This is a genomic window from Corynebacterium sp. P3-F1 (assembly GCF_030503635.1).
GTDB lineage: Bacteria > Actinomycetota > Actinomycetes > Mycobacteriales > Mycobacteriaceae > Corynebacterium.
Genome location: NZ_CP129965.1, coordinates 883650 through 900489, shown reverse-complemented (window position 1 = coordinate 900489; position 16840 = coordinate 883650). Strand labels below are relative to the sequence as shown.

15 protein-coding genes and 5 tRNA genes are annotated in these 16840 nt (G+C 62.7%); 15 read left to right on the top strand and 5 right to left on the bottom strand.

Annotated features, from left to right (window positions below; genetic code table 11):
- The first annotated feature begins 2 nt into the window (after positions 1 to 2).
- A complete protein-coding gene (gene pstA / locus QYQ98_RS04295; protein WP_302007513.1) occupies positions 3 to 1010 on the top strand; it encodes a phosphate ABC transporter permease PstA in 1008 nt (335 codons plus the stop codon).
- Positions 1011 to 1047: 37 nt separating this feature from the next.
- Positions 1048 to 1824, top strand: a complete 777-nt coding sequence (gene pstB / locus QYQ98_RS04290) for a phosphate ABC transporter ATP-binding protein PstB (RefSeq protein ID WP_302007512.1) — start codon at positions 1048 to 1050, stop codon at positions 1822 to 1824.
- Positions 1825 to 1924: 100 nt separating this feature from the next.
- Here pstB and QYQ98_RS04285 read toward each other — a convergent pair whose 3' ends face one another.
- Both QYQ98_RS04285 and dusB read right to left on the bottom strand, forming a co-directional pair.
- Positions 1925 to 2659 carry a phosphate uptake regulator PhoU gene (locus tag QYQ98_RS04285; RefSeq protein WP_302007511.1) on the bottom strand — a complete coding sequence of 245 codons (735 nt, stop codon included), beginning with the start codon at positions 2657 to 2659 and terminating at the stop codon, positions 1925 to 1927.
- An 11-nt stretch (positions 2660 to 2670) separates the two neighbouring features.
- Positions 2671 to 3840 carry a tRNA dihydrouridine synthase DusB gene (dusB, locus tag QYQ98_RS04280; protein WP_302007510.1) on the bottom strand — a complete coding sequence of 390 codons (1170 nt, stop codon included), beginning with the start codon at positions 3838 to 3840 and terminating at the stop codon, positions 2671 to 2673.
- 102 nt (positions 3841 to 3942) lie between these two features.
- Between dusB and QYQ98_RS04275 the strand changes: the two genes are divergently transcribed.
- From QYQ98_RS04275 to QYQ98_RS04260, 4 genes are all read left to right on the top strand, one after another.
- Positions 3943 to 4015 (top strand) — tRNA-Lys (locus tag QYQ98_RS04275).
- Between the two features lie 184 nt (positions 4016 to 4199).
- A complete protein-coding gene (locus tag QYQ98_RS04270; protein WP_302007670.1) occupies positions 4200 to 5039 on the top strand; it encodes a squalene/phytoene synthase family protein in 840 nt (279 codons plus the stop codon).
- The gene (gene crtI, locus QYQ98_RS04265; RefSeq protein WP_302007509.1) at positions 5036 to 6583 is read left to right on the top strand and encodes a phytoene desaturase family protein; all 1548 of its coding nucleotides are present in this window, start codon (positions 5036 to 5038) and stop codon (positions 6581 to 6583) included. Before QYQ98_RS04270 ends, crtI begins: the two co-directional genes overlap by 4 nt.
- Before the next feature lie 50 nt (positions 6584 to 6633).
- Positions 6634 to 8379 (top strand): long-chain-fatty-acid--CoA ligase, encoded by a 1746-nt coding sequence (locus tag QYQ98_RS04260; protein ID WP_302007508.1) that lies wholly within the window; start codon positions 6634 to 6636, stop codon positions 8377 to 8379.
- Positions 8380 to 8437: 58 nt separating this feature from the next.
- Here the strand turns inward: QYQ98_RS04260 and QYQ98_RS04255 are convergent, their stop codons facing one another.
- Positions 8438 to 9019, bottom strand: a complete 582-nt coding sequence (locus QYQ98_RS04255) for a hypothetical protein (protein WP_302007507.1) — start codon at positions 9017 to 9019, stop codon at positions 8438 to 8440.
- Between the two features lie 23 nt (positions 9020 to 9042).
- Between QYQ98_RS04255 and zupT the strand changes: the two genes are divergently transcribed.
- From zupT to QYQ98_RS04220, 7 genes are all read left to right on the top strand, one after another.
- Positions 9043 to 9810, top strand: a complete 768-nt coding sequence (zupT, locus tag QYQ98_RS04250; RefSeq protein WP_302007506.1) for a zinc transporter ZupT — start codon at positions 9043 to 9045, stop codon at positions 9808 to 9810.
- Positions 9811 to 9889: 79 nt separating this feature from the next.
- Positions 9890 to 9965 (top strand) — tRNA-Glu (locus QYQ98_RS04245).
- Position 9966: 1 nt separating this feature from the next.
- Positions 9967 to 10040: transfer RNA gene (locus tag QYQ98_RS04240), tRNA-Asp, on the top strand.
- Between the two features lie 193 nt (positions 10041 to 10233).
- A complete protein-coding gene (locus QYQ98_RS04235; RefSeq protein WP_302007504.1) occupies positions 10234 to 11319 on the top strand; it encodes an HNH endonuclease signature motif containing protein in 1086 nt (361 codons plus the stop codon).
- A 292-nt stretch (positions 11320 to 11611) separates the two neighbouring features.
- Positions 11612 to 11685: transfer RNA gene (locus tag QYQ98_RS04230), tRNA-Asp, on the top strand.
- Positions 11686 to 11726: 41 nt separating this feature from the next.
- Positions 11727 to 11799: transfer RNA gene (locus QYQ98_RS04225), tRNA-Phe, on the top strand.
- A 104-nt stretch (positions 11800 to 11903) separates the two neighbouring features.
- Positions 11904 to 12194 carry a GNAT family N-acetyltransferase gene (locus QYQ98_RS04220; protein WP_302007503.1) on the top strand — a complete coding sequence of 97 codons (291 nt, stop codon included), beginning with the start codon at positions 11904 to 11906 and terminating at the stop codon, positions 12192 to 12194.
- Positions 12195 to 12239: 45 nt separating this feature from the next.
- Here the strand turns inward: QYQ98_RS04220 and epsC are convergent, their stop codons facing one another.
- Together epsC and cysK are read right to left on the bottom strand one after the other, a co-directional pair.
- Positions 12240 to 12830: a serine O-acetyltransferase EpsC gene (gene epsC / locus QYQ98_RS04215; RefSeq protein WP_302007502.1), complete on the bottom strand. Its 591-nt coding sequence runs from the start codon at positions 12828 to 12830 to the stop codon at positions 12240 to 12242.
- A gap of 108 nt (positions 12831 to 12938) precedes the next feature.
- Positions 12939 to 13883, bottom strand: a complete 945-nt coding sequence (cysK, locus tag QYQ98_RS04210) for a cysteine synthase A (RefSeq protein ID WP_302007501.1) — start codon at positions 13881 to 13883, stop codon at positions 12939 to 12941.
- 386 nt (positions 13884 to 14269) lie between these two features.
- On the opposite strand from cysK, the gene ramA reads away from it, so the two are divergent.
- Both ramA and murA read left to right on the top strand, forming a co-directional pair.
- Positions 14270 to 15109, top strand: a complete 840-nt coding sequence (gene ramA / locus QYQ98_RS04205) for an acetate metabolism transcriptional regulator RamA (protein ID WP_302007500.1) — start codon at positions 14270 to 14272, stop codon at positions 15107 to 15109.
- A gap of 193 nt (positions 15110 to 15302) precedes the next feature.
- Entirely contained in the window at positions 15303 to 16556 is a 1254-nt protein-coding gene (gene murA / locus QYQ98_RS04200; RefSeq protein WP_302007498.1) for a UDP-N-acetylglucosamine 1-carboxyvinyltransferase, read from the top strand.
- Positions 16557 to 16840 lie beyond the last annotated feature (284 nt).

The window sequence follows — 16840 nt, the reverse complement described above, 5'->3', positions numbered from 1 at the left end:
ACATGAGCACTGCATACCCCGGTAACAACGCTGGCGAGTCCAAGAAGGACGCCCAAGTGTCGGAGACCGTCCCAGCCAACTCTGGTGCTGCGGCCGCGACAGCCACCCGTGCGAAAGCGAAGCCGGTAAGTGGCAACCCGTTCACCGACATTTCCTCGGGTCGCAAGACCACCAACTCCCTGATGGGCGGCCTCATGTGGTTGGCGATGATCCTCGCGCTCATCCCGCTGCTGTGGCTGCTGTTCACCCTCGTGTCCCGCGGCTACCACGCCATCATCACCCCGGAGTGGTGGACTGAAGACATGGTAGGTGTCCGCAACCGCGCTGAAGGCGGCGGCGCCCTCCACGCGATCGCCGGTACGATCATGCAGACCCTGATCGCGTCCCTGTTCTCCATTCCGATCGGTATCTTCACCGCTATCTACCTGGTGGAGTACTCCAACGGCAACAAGCTGGGCAAGCTGACCACCTTCATGGTGGACATCCTCTCCGGTGTCCCGTCGATCGTTTCCGCCCTGTTCATCTACGCACTGTGGATCACCATTTTGGGTCAGCAGCGTTCCGGTTTCGCCGTGTCGCTCTCCTTGATCCTGCTCATGGTTCCGGTAGTTGTCCGTAACACTGAAGAGATGCTCCGCGTCGTCCCCATGGACTTGCGCGAGGCGTCGTACGCCCTTGGTGTGCCGAAGTGGAAGACCATTGCGCGCATCGTGCTTCCGACCGCCCTGTCCGGCATTGTCACCGGTATCATGCTGGCCATCGCCCGTGTCATGGGTGAGTCCGCTCCGGTGCTGATCCTCGTCGGCTCCACGCCGATGACCAACTGGTTCGGCCTGTTCGACCAGCCGCAGTCCTCGCTGCCGCTGTTCATGCTCGACATGTGGAAGTCCGGTTCCGCCGAGCCGGTCCTCAACCGCCTGTGGGGTGCAGCCCTCACCCTGGTCATCCTCGTCGTTGTCCTGAACCTTCTGGCCCGTTTCATCGCGTCGAAGTTCTCGGTCAAGAAGTAAGTCGCCTCGCCCTTTCATTCCCCTCTAGGAGAGAACAATGTCTATCAAGCTCCAGTTGAACGACCTCGACATTTACTACGGCGACTTCCACGCCGTGCAGAGTGTCAACATGGATATTCCCGCACAGGCCGTGACCGCGTTCATCGGCCCGTCCGGCTGCGGTAAGTCCACCGTGCTGCGCACCCTGAACCGCATGCACGAGGTCATCCCGAACGCGTCCGTCGACGGCGAAGTGCTTCTCGACGGCCACGACATCTACGCCAAGAACGTCGACCCGGTGGCTGTCCGCAACACCATCGGCATGGTGTTCCAGAAGGCGAACCCGTTCCCGACCATGTCCATCGAGGACAACGTCGTCGCCGGCCTGAAGCTATCCGGCGAGAAGAACAAGGCCAAGCTCAAGGAAATTGCTGAGCGTTCCCTGCGCGGCGCGAACCTCTGGGACGAGGTCAAGGATCGTTTGGACAAGCCGGGCGGCGGCCTTTCCGGTGGTCAGCAGCAGCGTCTGTGCATCGCCCGTGCGATCGCAGTCCAGCCTGAGGTTCTGCTCATGGACGAGCCGTGTTCCGCTCTGGACCCGATCTCTACCCTCGCTGTGGAGGACCTCATCCACGAGCTGAAGGATGACTACACCATCGTTATCGTGACCCACAACATGCAGCAGGCTGCTCGTGTGTCCGACAAGACCGCGTTCTTCTCCCTTGAGGCGACCGGTAAGCCGGGCCACCTCGTGGAGTTCAACGACACCAACACCATCTTCGAGAATCCTGAGAGTAAGGAGACCGAGGACTACATCGCCGGCCGCTTCGGTTAAAGCGTCCCCGCAGCGCAGCCCCCGCTAGAAACCACACGGTTTCCAGCGGGGGCTGCTGCTTTCCAGAGACGGGGCGCGCCGATCTCGGCGGGTGGTGCTTCTAGTTGCCCTGGCTGAAGTAGCGCTCGAGTTCGCGGAATCGCTCATCCATTTCCACGTCGTGCCCTTCCGCGTCTTTCCTGCTCACGTAGCGCTCGGGCGTGAGGCCTGTGACGAGGAAGACGATGCGGGCAGCCACGTTCACGCAGTGGTCGGCATAGCGTTCGTAGTAGCGGCCGACGAGGGCGAGGTCGACGGCGACGCGGTTCGATCCTTCCCAGGAGCGCGCGGTGACGGAACTAAGCAGGTGCTCATTGAGGGCATCGAGCTCGTCGTCGAATTTGCTCATTTCCAGCGCCCCGTCCACGTCGGGGCTGATGAGCTGATCGTGGATGAGGTCGCTCATGGTGTCCACGAGGCGGGCGAGCTCCACGACAGTCGGACGCATGGTCTCGTCGTAGACGTAGTCGGGGTGCCGCAGCCGCGCGATGCCGGCAATGTGGCGGGCAAGGGCACCCATGCGGTTGAAGTCCTCCACGATGTAGATGGACGTGAACACTTGCCGCAGGTCGGATGCGACGGGGTTCTCGAGTGCGAGAAGAGCCATGCTGCGTTCCTCGCAGCGGACACGGATCTCCTTTAGCGTGTCGGCCTCGGTGAGGGCAGCTTCGGCGTCGTCCAGGGAGGCGTCGATAAGCGCCTTGGATGCGTACGTCATGACTCTGCGCACCGTGTCGCTCATGATCTGCAAGTCCTTGGAAAATGCGTTGAGGTGCTCGCGGTAGATGGTGCGCATGATGGGCCTCGCTATCCGCCGCTGGAGTCGATCTCGGCTCCGACCGGCACGGTGTCGTCTTCTGGGTCGTCCAACCAGCCGTCGGGGAGCGCCACCTTGGCTGCGGAACCTTGACGCCCGCGCGCGGAGTCGGCGGCCTGTGCTCGTTCGGTGGAGCCGGCGATGGTGGACAGGTGCTCGTTCAGCTCGGCGAGCGTGGACACGCGGGCGAGCTGGCCGCGGAATTCTCCGCCGACTGGAAAGCCTTTAAGGAACCAGCCTACGTGTTTCCGCATTTCTCGGCAGCCTTTATCCTCGCCTTCGTGCTCAGCGAGGAGCTCGGCGTGGCGTGCCATGATGCGCGCGACTTCGCCCAACGTCGGCTCCGGAGGCACCTCTTCACCGCGCAGCTGGGCCCCGAGCTGCGCGAACAGCCACGGTCTGCCAAGGCACCCGCGCCCGACCACCACGCCCGCGCACCCAGAGTGGTCCATCATGGCCTGCGCGTCCTGGGGCGCGAAGATGTCGCCGTTGCCCAAGACCGGTACGCCAGTGCCGTCCATGTGCTCCACAAGCCGGGCGATCTCGTCCCAGTCAGCGTCGCCGGAGTAGCGCTGCGCCGCGGTGCGTCCGTGCAGCGTGACGGCGGCTGCTCCTTCCTCCGCTGCGATTCGCCCTGCGTCCAGGTGCGTGTGATGGTCGCCGTCGATGCCGATGCGGAATTTCACGGTGACAGGGATATCGGTTCCCTCTGTCGCCCGGACCGCTGCAGCGACGATCTGTCCGTACAACTTTCGCTTGTAGGGCAGAGCGGAACCGCCGCCGCGCCGCGTCACTTTGGGTACGGGGCAACCGAAATTCATGTCCACGTGATCCGCCATGTCCCGCTCCACGATGGTGCGCACCGCGCGGTACGTGTATTCGGGGTCGACGGTGTACAGCTGCATCGAGCGCGGTGTTTCCTGGGGCGCGAACGTGGTCATGTGCAGCGTTTTTTCGTTGCCCTCGACCAGTGCTCGTGCCGTGATCATCTCGCAGACGTACAGCCCAGACGCGGTTCCCGTCAGCTCCTCTTCGATTTCCCGGCACAGCACACGGAACGGCATGTTTGTCACGCCAGCCATCGGCGCGAGAATCACCGGTGAAGCCAGCTCCATGCCGCCAATGCGCAGCTGCGGAATCGTCGAAGTCACGTCGCCCATTGTTCCCTTTCCCGTCGCGGTCGCACAAACTGACGTGGGCATTCGCTTATCGACGCCCCGATTTCACCCCCCAGCCCTCCGCCCGCTACCATGAATGCGCACGGGCCTTTAGCTCAGTTGGTAGAGCTACGGACTTTTAATCCGCAGGTCCCGGGTTCGAGCCCCGGAGGGCCCACAATTCACCGCGGCCCCTGGCGATGACGCGCCAGGGGCCGTTTCGCTGTCTCTCCGCCGTGGAGTCGCCTGCTTGCGCATTAGGCGTTAACAGGGGTTGAGCCGGGGCTGTAGGCTAACGGCGATCATCTTTTCAGTTCCGAAGGCCCACCGTGACAGAGACTTACCTTTCCCGTTACGACCGCATGGCAGATCAGGCTGCGGCACAGGTAATTCGGCAGTATTCTTCGAGCTTTTCTCTGGCCGCGCGGATGCTCGACGGTAAGACGCGCCGCGACATTTCCAATGTCTATGCGGTGGTGCGGATCGCGGATGAAATCGTCGACGGCACCGCCACCGAGGCGAGCGAATGCCCAGAAACCGCTCTCGATCTTTACGAGGAGCAGGTCCTTCACGCTCCGCGACACCGCTTCCACACCGATCCGGTCCTGCATGCGTGGGCGAACACGCACCGGCGCTGCGGGCTCAACGACGAGCACGTGCGCGCCTTCTTCGCCTCCATGCGGCACGATACGCGCGACAGTCACTCCCACATCGCAACGAATCCACCTTTTTCCGCGGCGGAGCTCGGGGCCTACATCTACGGTTCCGCGGAGGTCATCGGGCTGATGTGCTTAGACATCTTTTTGCTCGGCCACAACCCCAGCGCCAAGGACCGCCGCACCATGGAGGAGGGAGCCCGCGCACTGGGGTCCTCCTTCCAGAAGGTCAACTTCCTCCGTGACTTCACGGAGGACCGCAACGAACTCGGGCGGGCCTACCTGGGCACCACTCTCAACGAGAACCTCAAGCGCACCCTTACGGAAGAGATCTCCGCCGAGTTGCGTGTAGCTCGCCAAGCGATTCCTCTCCTCCCGGCATCTGCGCGCGGGGGAGTCGCGGCAGCCGAAGCCCTCTTCAGGGAGCTCAACGAACGGATCGCCGAGGCGCCGGCCGCCGAGGTCGTCTCCACCAGAATCAGCGTGCCCACCCACCGCAAACTGCTCCTTACAGCGCGGGCGATCCGGAAAGCGAGAACCGAATGAGCCAACCCCGCACAGCGATTGTGATTGGAGCTGGTGTGGCCGGTATGGCCGCAGCCGCGCTTTTGGCCAAGGAAGGCATTCAGACCACGGTGGTGGAGAAGTTGCCGGCACACGGTGGCCGCGCTGGCAATGAGTCGGTTGACGGTTTCCGCTTCGACACGGGCCCTAGCTGGTACCTCATGCCCGATGCTTTCGACCACTTCTTCGCGCTGTTTGGAAAGCGCACCGCCGAGGTGCTCGATCTCATCCCGCTTACGCCGGCCTACCGGCTTTTTCCAGAGGGCAATGCGCCACTGGACGTTATTTCTGGTCGCACTAACGCCGCAGCGCTTTTCGAGTCGATTGAGCCAGGGGCCGGAGCCCGGCTCGACGAGTATCTGGACAGCGCGGCGGAGGTCTACGATCTCGCGCTCGAGTACTTCCTGTACACGACGTTTCGTTCCGTGCGGCCATTCACGCGAATCAGCCGCCATTACGGCAGGCTCGCACGCTACCTGACCGAGCCGATCGACAGTTTCGTGGGCCGCCGCTTCACCGATACCCGCCTGCGCCAAATGCTCACCTACCCCGCGGTGTTCCTTTCCTCCCATCCGGGGCGCACGCCCTCGATTTACCACCTGATGAGCCACACCGACCTCACCCAAGGCGTGCTGTATCCACAGGGCGGTTTCGCCTCTGTGATGGATGCGCTCCACGACCTCGCCGTTGAGCAGGGTGCTCAGTTCTCCTTCAACACGGAGGTCGCCGCCATCAACTACGAGGGGAGCGCGGCGACAGGCATCACGCTTAGCGACGGCCGCCAGCTCTATGCCGACACCATCATTTCCTGCGCGGATCTCCACCACACCGAAACCCGCCTGCTGCCCAGAGAGAAACGGACCTACGACGAAGCGTATTTCGCCCCCCGCGACCCTGGTCTGGGGACAGTCCTGGTCATGTTGGGTGTGGAAGGGCAAATTCCCGAGCTGGCCCACCACAACTTGCTCTTCTCCCGTGACTGGGACGACGATTTCGCCGCGGTTTTCGACGGTCCGGTGCCCCAGCGGCCGCTCGGCTCATCCCGCTCGATCTACGTGTCCAAACCGAGCGCGACCGACCCCGGTGTCGCACCCGCGGGCCACGAGAACCTCTTCGTGCTCGTTCCCGTTGCCGCCGAAGAAGCCGTCGGCCACGGCGACATGTACCGTGACCGGGCCAGCGAGCAGGTCGAGAGCATCGCCGACGCCGCGGTCGAACAGATCTCTCGGTGGTGCGGGGTGGAGGGACTGGACCGGAGGATCGTCGTCAAGCGAACGCTCGGCCCGGCAGATTTCTCCGAGCGGTACCACGCGTGGTCCGGCGGATCCATCGGCCCCGCCCATACTCTGAGGCAGTCCGCGTTCTTACGGGGCTCAAACAGGAGCCGGAAACTGGAGAATCTCTACTACGCTGGAGCTACGACAACGCCGGGGGTCGGTGTGCCCATGTGCCTGATCTCCGCGGAGAACGTGATCAAGCGCCTGCGCGGCGACAAGAGCCCAGGCCCGCTCCCGGAGGCCCTCTAGCGCATGCCGCGTACCCCGCCGCTCGCAGGGTTCGCGCGTAGGGTAGACGCATGGCTGTAGAGAAGACGACCTGGGACGACAATCGGTTCGATCCCGCAAAACCTTGGCTGCGCTACTACCCCGAGTGGACCGACCATAGCCTGGATTATCCGGAGAAGACGCTCGTCGAGATTTACGACGACAATTTGGCCGCCAACGCCGACAAGCCGGCCACGAATTTCTTCGGCCGAACCATGACGTACCGGGAACTGGACGTTGAGGTACGCCGCGCCGCCGCCGGTCTCAATCGCCTCGGCGTCCAGCAGGGCGACCGGGTTGCCATTTTGCTGCCGAACTGCCCCCAGCACGTGGTGGCGTTCTTCGCCGTGCAGAAGCTCGGGGCGATCGTGGTGGAGCACAACCCGCTCTACACTGCGCATGAGCTGCTCCCACAGTTCGCGGACCACGGCGCGCGCGTGGCAGTGGTATGGGACAAGGCCGCGGAGACCGCCAACAAGCTCAAGGCCGACGGGAGCACCGATTTGGAGACGGTGGTCAGCGTCGACATGACTAAGGCCATGCCGCGGGTGCAGCAGGCGGTGCTGCGGGTGCCCGTCGGCAAGCTGAAGAAGGCGCGGGAGCAGCTGACCGCCACGGCAACGGACACGCTGCCGTGGGAAAAGATGATGGGTGCGAAAAAGGTCGTCCCGCTCCGCGTGCACACCCCGGGGGATCTCTGGCCCGACGACCCGGCACTGGTGCTCTACACCTCCGGCACCACCGGCGCACCGAAGGGTGCAGTGCTGACGCACCGCAACCTGCTGGCAAATCCGGTGCAGGGGCGCGCGTGGGTGAAAGAACTACAGGAACCAGGGCAACGCATGCTGGCCACCCTGCCCTTCTTCCACGCTTATGGGCTGACGTTCTCGCTGACCCTGACGTTCTTCATCGGCAGTGAGCTGATCCTGCTGCCGGCGCCGACGATGGACTTGATCATGCGGGCGGTGAAAAAGACCCCGCCGACGTTCGTTCCGGGCGTGCCCACGGTCTTCGAGCGGATTGTGCAGACGGCACGGGAGAAGAACGTCGACCTCTCCCAGGCGCAGATCGGCTTCTCCGGCGCGTCCTCGCTGCCGGCCACCGTCATCCAGGAATGGGAGGACGTCACAGGCGGACGCCTTGTCGAAGGCTACGGGTTGACGGAGACCTCGCCGATCGTCGTGGGCAACCCGGAGACGGGCGACCGCCGCCCCGGGTACATCGGCGTTCCATTCCCGGACACTGAGGTCCGCATTGTCAACCCCGACAACCCCGACGAAGACAGGCCGTACGGCGAAGCAGGAGAGATCCTGGTCAAGGGTCCGCAGGTCTTCGGCGGCTACCTGAACAATCCCGAGGCAACCGAGAAAGTCTTCCACGATGGGTGGTTCCGCACCGGCGACATGGGTGTGATGGAGGAAGACGGCTTCATCAAACTCGTTTCCCGTATCAAGGAGCTCATCATCACCGGCGGCTTCAACGTCTACCCGGCGGAGGTGGAGGACACCTTGCGCGGCCACCGCGATGTCCTCGACGTCGCTGTCGTGGGCCGCCCGCGCACCGACGGCTCCGAGGACGTTGTCGCCTGCGTCGTACTCGACCGCGGCGCGGAGATGAACCCGGACAGCCTCAAGGCATTCGCCCGCGAGAATCTCACCCGCTACAAAGTCCCCCGCAGCTTCTATCACTTCGAGGAGCTTCCGAAAGACCAGATGGGTAAGATTCGCCGCCGCGAGGTACGCGACGAACTGCTCGCCCGCCTCGAACGTGACAGCTAGCTAGCCGCAGCTACACCGCGGTTACAAGACCGCGGTTGCTAGACCGTGGCAGCTGCAGCTAGTCCCACAGACTGAGGTTCATCAGGATCGCGCCGTCCTCCCGCACGAGCGCCAGGTCACCCTCATCAGCTGCGGGCTGATCGCTGATGATGCGCTGCAGCCGCAGCTGGTAGCGCTTCTCCTCGCCGTCGACGGTGAGGGTGCCCACGGAGTTCAGCATGTCGTGGGTCTCGATTTCCACGTCTTCCACAACCGCGTCGCCGCTGCCGGTGCCGCGGACGGCGAAGATCGGCTCGCCGGTGGAGAAATCCGCGCCTGCGTCGCCGTTGAGAATCATTTGAACGAACTCGCGGACCGCCACAGGATCCGCGGTCAGTTGCGCTACGGAGCGGGGGCCGAGGACGGAGTGGGTGAGCGGCGTCAAAGCGTCGTCAAGCGCCATTGCTTCCTCGCGGTAGGTGACGCCGCACTGCGTGAGGCTGCCTTCCTCGTCGGTACCCACGTGCACCTCGATGCCGACCTTGTCGTCGCGATCGAATGCACGGTAGGAACCCTGGAGCTGCGCAATTGAGGAGAAACGCGCAACAAGCTCGTTTTTTGTGGGGTCAAGTTCAGCGTCGTAGATCTTCGCGGTAGCCATGTCTCCTACTGTATGCTGCGCGCATGACGGCGTTTGCAATTTGCTTATTCGCAGGCTTATCGACGGCCCTTGGCGGCCTCCTGGTCGCCCTCCAGCGCCACCCCAGTGAACGTTTCCTGGCGTCCTCCCTCGGGTTCTCCGCGGGTGTGATGCTCTACATCTCCTTTGTTGAGCTCCTCCCTGAAGGCGTCGACGGACTCGAAGAAGCCGGCTTCGCGTCCGCTGACATATGGGGGCCAGTTGCATTCTTCGGCGGCGTGCTGCTTATCGCGCTTATCGACAGGTTCGTGCCCGACGACATCAACCCACACGAAGAACCCCACGCACCCGCCGGCGGTGGTCGCATGCGGAAGGTCGGAGTCATGGCCGCCCTCGCTATCGCGATCCACAACTTCCCCGAAGGCTTCGCCACCTTCTTCGTCGCCCTGCAAGACCCGGTCCTCGCCGCCCCGATCGCCATCGCCATCGCGATCCACAACATCCCCGAAGGCGTCGCCGTCGCCGTGCCCCTACGCGAAGCTACCGGCAAGAAATGGACCGCCGCCGGATGGGCCGCGTTATCCGGACTCGCCGAGCCCATCGGCGCCGTCATTGGGTACCTGTTCCTGCGGCCCTTCCTTGGCCCCGCTGCTCTCGGCGTCACATACGCCGTCATCGCCGGAATCATGGTGTTCGTCAGCCTCGACAAGCTGCTGCCCACCGCCATCGAAACCGGAAGGCACCACAGCGCCATCTACGGCCTCATCGGTGGCATGGCCGTCATGGCGCTGAGCCTCGCGCTACTCGGGTAGCCCGCCGCACCAACCGCGACCTGTTGGTTTGTTGAAAAATCCACGCCTGGTTTATGATGATCGAGCTGTCTAACAGCATGCCCCCATCGTCTAGAGGCCTAGGACTCCGCCCTTTCACGGCGGCAACACGGGTTCGAATCCCGTTGGGGGTACCAAGGCCCTGTGGCGCAGTTGGTTAGCGCGCCGCCCTGTCACGGCGGAGGTCGCGGGTTCAAGTCCCGTCAGGGTCGCGGATCGGGTCCGAGCACTGTGCTCGGGCATTTTTGCTCTTTGGTGGAACCGCGTCTTTATCCTCGCCATTCTGCGGTTTCGTGGTTTCTCGTCCTGTGATGGAACCGGGTGGTTGTGGATAGTTTCTGTTTGTCCACAGGTGTCAGGGTGGTGTTCTTTCGGGTTTTCGGGGTTGGTTTTAGCGTGTGGGGCGTGACCACGTTTGACGCTTTTTTGAATTCTCTTGGTAGCCCGTTGGACATCCTGGTTGGTTTCGACCGTCAGGCAGCTCGTGCTGCCGGCGTCAAACCTGCAACCATCAACGACTGGGACACACTCCACCGGGTCTATTTCGGCCCGACCCGGTTCACCCGGAAGCAAGCCCAGGCGGTGCGTGTTGCCCGTGAGACGGACAAGTCGTTGGATCAGTTGGTACTGATCGAAAACCAACTCAAAGCTGTGTCAGACCCGTCCGAGAAGTGGCGGCTACGCCGTGCGCTGTTGTCGGTGCGGGGCAACTACGACACACTCAAGCGCCGGGCCAAAGACATCATCCCTGATCCCGATCTGGACAAGCCAGCACCGGAGTCCACGGTCCGGTTCAGCAAAACAAGAAAAGGCACACGGTCTTTTACCGCCACCGGTCACGAGCGCGATATCGCCGCTTTAGAATACGCCCTGCGCCAAAGGGTTGATCCCAGCCGTCCTGCGGGCCCGCAAATGTATGAAGCACTCACCGGCATCCTGAAAGGCGACGGTGGTGTCGCCGATGCTGTTCCCCGCCCGTTAGTGGTCGTCCCACTGGAGGAACACACGACAATCCTGCGCGGGGACGGCGACGACACCGTCCTGGGGTTGTCGGATGGCACCACGATCACCGGTGCGGAATATTTGGCCCGGTTCTGCGGGGAGGATCTTGAGGTGGCGTTGTTCCACCCGCAGGCAGGACCGGTGAACTTGTACACCGGTCACAGGTTCGCGAACCAGAAGCAGCGGGATTTGGCCCGGGCGACGTTGACGACCTGCCCGGTGCCGGAGTGCCGGCACGCGGCGGATAACTGCGAGGTCCACCACGTCACACCGTGGGCACGGGGCGGACCGACGAACATGGACAACCTGTCCATCTTGTGCAGGTACCACAACCGCACCAACGACGACGACCCCGCACACCAACACCGAGGCAGGATACAGATCCGGGGCGGCACACCCGTTTGGGTCTCACCGAGGGGGACACCGGTGGCGAACACCACCCACCAGTACGGAGCAATGCACCTGCTGTTCGGAAAACGACAGGAATAACCAGTGCTGACACGCTGACAGGGGTAAGAGAATCTAGGGGAACTCAGCGGGAGGCAGAAACTAGAACCACACACACGCCGCACGGCCGGGGGCAACGCACGCCCCACGGCCCCGCAGGCATGCCCGGAAGCGACAGCTCGGGCTTTTCAGGTCGTCGGGGCGGTGGAGCTGAACGCTGTAGAAAGTGCGGTTTTAATGCCGGTTTGTGTCTCTGAGGACCCTCTGTGTAAGGTATCAACTCGTGCAAGACGCGGATAATTAACCTCCGTTAAAGCATGAAACAAGAGAATAAGGCCCTGTGGCGCAGTTGGTTAGCGCGCCGCCCTGTCACGGCGGAGGTCGCGGGTTCAAGTCCCGTCAGGGTCGCTGAACTGTTGTTGCGTATTCAATGCGCGGTGAACGGTTCCGGCCAGATAGCTCAGTTGGTAGAGCACACGCCTGAAAAGTGTGGGGTCGCCAGTTCGATCCTGGCTCTGGCCACACCAAGAAAAGTCCTTCCGCAGTTGCGGGGGGACTTTTTGCATATGATGGGTGGCTCCGAAACTCGATCCGGAATATGTCCCGGAACTTCGAAGGAGATAGATATGGCTGAGCAGAATGTGAACGTCGAGCACCAGGGAGCGGACCGCCGCTACGTCATCACGGTGAACGGGGAGCAGGCAGGCTTCGCGGACTACCGCGAAGTGGATGCTGGTACCCGGGATTTCAACCACACCGTGATCGATCCGCAGTTCCGCGGGCAAGGTCTGTCCGGAAAGCTGGTGCAGGCGGCGCTCGACGACACTCGAGCCACCGGCAAGAAGATCATCCCGACGTGCTCTGCAGTTGAGCACTTTGTGCAGAAGAATGAGGAGTACAAAGACCTCGTCGCGTAGCACGTGCTGGGTCTAGCGGGCGACAGACGTGGATGCCCGCTGGCCTTAAATGACGTAGTTGTTGTCTTCGCTGACGTAGGCGTCCGGATCGACGAGGTGCTTGCGCTCATCGCTCTTGCGCGGGCGGCACTTGGCGGGAATACCGATGGCTATGCAGTTCGCCGGAACGTCCTTTGTCACGACGGCGTTAGCACCGACGGCCGAACCTTCGCCGATAATGATCGGTCCGAGCACCTTCGCGCCGGCGCCGATGGTGACATTGTCACCGATGGTGGGGTGGCGTTTCGTCTGGGTAAGGACTTGGCCGCCGAGAGTCACCCCGTGGTAGAGCATGACACCATCTCCAATTTCGGCGGTCTCGCCGATGACGATGCCCATTCCGTGGTCGATGAAGAAGCGCCGGCCGATGGTGGCACCCGGGTGAATCTCCACGCCAGTGAGGAAACGGGTGACCTGAGCCAGAATACGGGCGGGGCCTTTGATCTCCCTCACCCAAAGCGCATGGCTAATGCGGTGCATCCAGATCGCGTGCAAGCCCGAATAAACGAGGGCGTTCTCGAGATCGCCGCGGGCGGCGGGATCGTGCTCACGGGCGTTCGCGAGATCCTCACGAATGGTCCTGATCACCTTCAGCATGGGCTCACCTTCAGCATGGGCGTAGTCTAACAGCGCCAAAAACAGCAACCCCTCTCGCTGAAGGTTTGAATTCAGCGGGAGGGGGAGACGTCGAAAAGCGCGATGTGCTTAGTCGCGGATGTCTTCGTAGAGGATGGTGGAGATGTAGCGCTCGCCGAAGTCGCAGACGATGGTGGCGATGGTCTTGCCGGCGTTCTCCGGGCGGGAAGCGACCTCGAGGGCAGCCTTCACGTTCGCGCCGGTGGAGATGCCGCCCAGGACAGCGTCCTTGCGTGCAAGTTCGCGGGAGGTGGCCACTGCGTCCTCGTTGGAGACGGTGATGACCTCGTCGACGATCTCGCGGTTCAGGGTGCCCGGGACGAAGTTGGCGCCGAGGCCCTGGATCTTGTGCGGGCCTGCCTGGCCCTCGGAAAGCAGCGGGGAGGCAGCCGGCTCGACAGCGATGAGCTTGATGTCCGGGTTCTGCTCCTTCAGGTACTTCCCGGCACCGGAGATGGTGCCGCCTGTGCCGACGCCGGCGACGAGGATGTCGATCTTGCCGTCGGTGTCGTTCCACAGCTCAGGGCCGGTGGTCTCGTAGTGGACCTTCGGGTTGGCCTCGTTCTCGAACTGGCGGGCCAGGATGGCGTTCTCGTTCTGCTCGACGATCTCATTCGCCTTTTCGACGGCGCCCTTCATGCCGGCGGCACCGGGGGTGAGCTCGATCTGTGCGCCGTATGCGCGGAGGATGACGCGGCGCTCGACGGACATGGTCTCCGGCATGGTCAGGATGACTTTGTATCCTCGAGCTGCACCAACCAGTGCGAGCGCGATGCCGGTGTTGCCGGAGGTCGCCTCGACGATGGTGCCGCCGGGCTTGAGTTCGCCGGAGGCCTCGGCTGCGTCGATAATTGCGCGGCCGATGCGGTCCTTGACGGAGTTAGCCGGATTGAAGTACTCGAGCTTGCCCAGGACGCGTGCGTTAGCTGCGTCGGTGCCCTCGGTGATGCCCTTCAGCTCGACGAGCGGGGTGCCGCCGATAGTGTCGAGAATGTTGCTGTAAACGTTTCCCATTGTCTCTCCTTGAAGTTCGTTTGCCGCGGTTCAGCTCTGGCCGTGGCCTCGGCTGTGGTGCGGTTGTGTTCGGCGGAAAGCTCGTGCTTTTCCGCGTACGGACCCAATGGTACACGATCAACGCCGCAAATCTAGACCGAGTTGTCCAACAATGGTGTACCGCATGGTTTGGGGTGTTTACGTGCGATTGCCTGAGTTCTCGCCATCGGGGGTAGTTGACTCTGGGGGTTCGGGGCGGTTCGGGCGCCCGCGATGATAGTTCTGTGGCCTGGTCAATGGTTTTGCTACCCCCGCAGGCGCGTTAGTATGGTCCTACCTGTACCGCAGAGACAGATTTCGGCCGCCGTGGGGACACTCTAACGGGGGCATCCTGTAAGGAGCTTTGTATGGATTCGCAACGGGTCAAAGACGATGACGACGCTATCCGCGCTTCGCTCACGTCGCTGAAGACCGCGACGGGAATCCCAGTGGCGATGTACGGCACATTGCTGGCGGATAACCGGCTCCAAATCACTCAATGGATCGGATTGCGCACGCCTGCTCTTCAGAACCTCGTGATCGAGCCGAACCACGGTGTCGGTGGACGTGTGGTGGGAACTCGGCGTGCTGTCGGTGTGTCGGACTACACGCGGGCGAACGTCATTTCGCACGAGTATGACACGGTGATCCAGGACGAAGGTCTGCACTCGGTGGTGGCAGTTCCCGTGATCGTGCAGCGTGAGATTCGAGGGGTGCTCTACGTGGGCGTCCATTCGCCGGTTCGCCTGGGGGACAAGGTCATCGAGGAGGTCACCATGACTGCTCGCACACTGGAGCAGGACTTGGCAGTGAATTCGGCGTTGCGGCGGGTCGAAGGCGGTAAGGGCACCGCCAAGGCGGGGCGCGTGATGAACGGCGCGGAGTGGGAGCAGATCCGCGCGACGCACTCGAAGCTGCGCATGCTCGCGAATCGGGTGGAAGACGAGGATCTGCGCAAAGAGCTGGAGCAGCTGTGCGACCAGATGGTGTCGCCCGTGCGCGTCAAGCAGTCGACGAAGCTGTCGGCGCGTGAGATCGACGTGTTGTCGTGTGTTGCGCTTGGCCACACGAACGTCGAGGCCGCAGAGGAGATGGGCATTGGCGCCGAGACGGTTAAATCGTATCTGCGCAGCGTGATGCGCAAGCTGGGGGCGCACACCCGGTACGAGGCCGTGAACGCGGCCCGCCGGATCGGTGCTTTGCCGTAACGGCTGTGGCGAACGGGAGCTGAGCGCGCTAGGCGCGCATGGTGGTCGTGCGGGGTGCGCTCGCGAGGCAAGGCACGCCATGCTGGAAGGAGCGCGCAAGGGCTCATCGCCGCGCGGCGAGAGCTCACGCAGACGTGGCCGGGATCGCGCGAGGCGTCGCATCCGCTGGCGAATTTTCATTACCCTGGTGGGCGTGAGAGAGCGTTTTGTGGTTCAAGGTGGTACGCGTCTTCAGGGCTCGGTCCGGGTTGCGGGTGCGAAAAACAGCGTGCTCAAGCTGATGGCGGCAGCGTTGCTGGCGGAGGGCACGACGACGTTGAACAACTGCCCTGAGATTCTGGATGTTCCTCTGATGCAGAAAGTCCTGGAGGGCTTGGGCTGCGAGGTGGACATTGAGGGTACGGTGGTGCGTATTCACACTCCGGCGTCTGTGTCGTCGCGGGCGGATTTCGATGCGGTGCGGCAGTTCCGTGCGTCGGTAGCTGTGCTGGGGCCTTTGACTGCCCGTTGCGGTGAGGCGGTTGTAGCGTTGCCGGGGGGCGACGCTATCGGTTCACGGCCGTTAGATATGCACCAGTCGGGGTTGGAGAAGCTCGGTGCCCGGACTCACATTGAGCACGGCGCGGTGGTTGCCCGGGCTGAGAGGTTGACGGGCGCGAAGGTCGATTTGGACTTTCCGTCGGTCGGTGCAACGGAGAATATTCTCACGGCGGCGGTGTTGGCGGAGGGGCGCACGGTGCTGGACAACGCGGCGCGTGAGCCGGAGATTGTTGATCTGTGCGACATGCTGAATTCGATGGGAGCGCAGATTCAGGGAGCGGGTACGTCGACGGTGACGATCGATGGCGTCGATAAGCTGCACCCCACGGAGCACACGGTGGTCGGTGACCGGATTGTTGCTGGTACGTGGGCGTACGCGGCGGCGATGACGCGCGGCGACGTGACGGTTGGGGGGATTGCGCCGCGGCATTTGCATCTGGCGCTGGCGAAATTGAAGAATGCCGGCGCGAATGTGGAGACGTTCGAACAGGGTTTCCGTGTGCGGATGGACGGGCGCCCGCAGGCTGTGGATTATCAGACGCTGCCGTTCCCGGGGTTCCCGACGGACTTGCAGCCAATGGCGATCGGGCTGGCCGCGATTGCGGAAGGCACGTCGGTGATCACGGAGAACGTTTTCGAGTCGCGTTTTCGCTTTGTTGACGAGATGCTTCGTTTGGGCGCGGACGCGACGGTGGACGGGCATCACGTGATGTTGCGCGGTGTGGATCAATTGTCCTCGACGGATGTGTGGTCGTCCGATATTCGTGCGGGCGCTGGGTTGGTGCTTGCGGGGCTCGTTGCGGACGGCGAAACTGTCGTTCACGATGTGGAGCACATTGATCGAGGTTATCCGCACTTTGTGGAGCAACTCAACGCTTTGGGGGCGCACGTCGAGCGTGTGCGTTAGCCCAGATCAGAGGCGGAAAATGCGGCTTTCGCTTATCGACGTTACCGCATAGCCCTAAAACCCGCCCCTTAAAAGCTACCGTGGCCTGCGGGTTTGTGTTGTTGTGTGGTGTGTGTGTAGGTTTATTCGAGTCAGCGCGACCGACAGCGCCCCGCTGGATTGTGGTTCTGGTGAGTTGGCGGTAGGAAAACGAGTGTTGGCGGATCCTTTTTGTTCACTGCGCATTGGGCGATTTTGTTTGGTGTGTGGGTGTGTGTAGGGTCGTTTAAGCCTCTTTGATGGTG

Excerpts from the sequence above, each read along its gene's own strand:
- pstA (WP_302007513.1), top strand. The coding sequence starts at position 3 with ATGAGCACTGCATACCCCGGTAACAACGCTGGCGAGTCCAAGAAGGAC.
- pstB (WP_302007512.1), top strand. The coding sequence starts at position 1,048 with ATGTCTATCAAGCTCCAGTTGAACGACCTCGACATTTACTACGGCGAC.
- QYQ98_RS04285 (WP_302007511.1), bottom strand. The coding sequence starts at position 2,659 with ATGCGCACCATCTACCGCGAGCACCTCAACGCATTTTCCAAGGACTTG.
- dusB (WP_302007510.1), bottom strand. The coding sequence starts at position 3,840 with ATGGGCGACGTGACTTCGACGATTCCGCAGCTGCGCATTGGCGGCATG.
- QYQ98_RS04270 (WP_302007670.1), top strand. The coding sequence starts at position 4,200 with ATGGCAGATCAGGCTGCGGCACAGGTAATTCGGCAGTATTCTTCGAGC.
- crtI (WP_302007509.1), top strand. The coding sequence starts at position 5,036 with ATGAGCCAACCCCGCACAGCGATTGTGATTGGAGCTGGTGTGGCCGGT.
- QYQ98_RS04260 (WP_302007508.1), top strand. The coding sequence starts at position 6,634 with ATGGCTGTAGAGAAGACGACCTGGGACGACAATCGGTTCGATCCCGCA.
- QYQ98_RS04255 (WP_302007507.1), bottom strand. The coding sequence starts at position 9,019 with ATGGCTACCGCGAAGATCTACGACGCTGAACTTGACCCCACAAAAAAC.
- zupT (WP_302007506.1), top strand. The coding sequence starts at position 9,043 with ATGACGGCGTTTGCAATTTGCTTATTCGCAGGCTTATCGACGGCCCTT.
- QYQ98_RS04220 (WP_302007503.1), top strand. The coding sequence starts at position 11,904 with ATGGCTGAGCAGAATGTGAACGTCGAGCACCAGGGAGCGGACCGCCGC.
- epsC (WP_302007502.1), bottom strand. The coding sequence starts at position 12,830 with ATGCTGAAGGTGATCAGGACCATTCGTGAGGATCTCGCGAACGCCCGT.
- cysK (WP_302007501.1), bottom strand. The coding sequence starts at position 13,883 with ATGGGAAACGTTTACAGCAACATTCTCGACACTATCGGCGGCACCCCG.
- ramA (WP_302007500.1), top strand. The coding sequence starts at position 14,270 with ATGGATTCGCAACGGGTCAAAGACGATGACGACGCTATCCGCGCTTCG.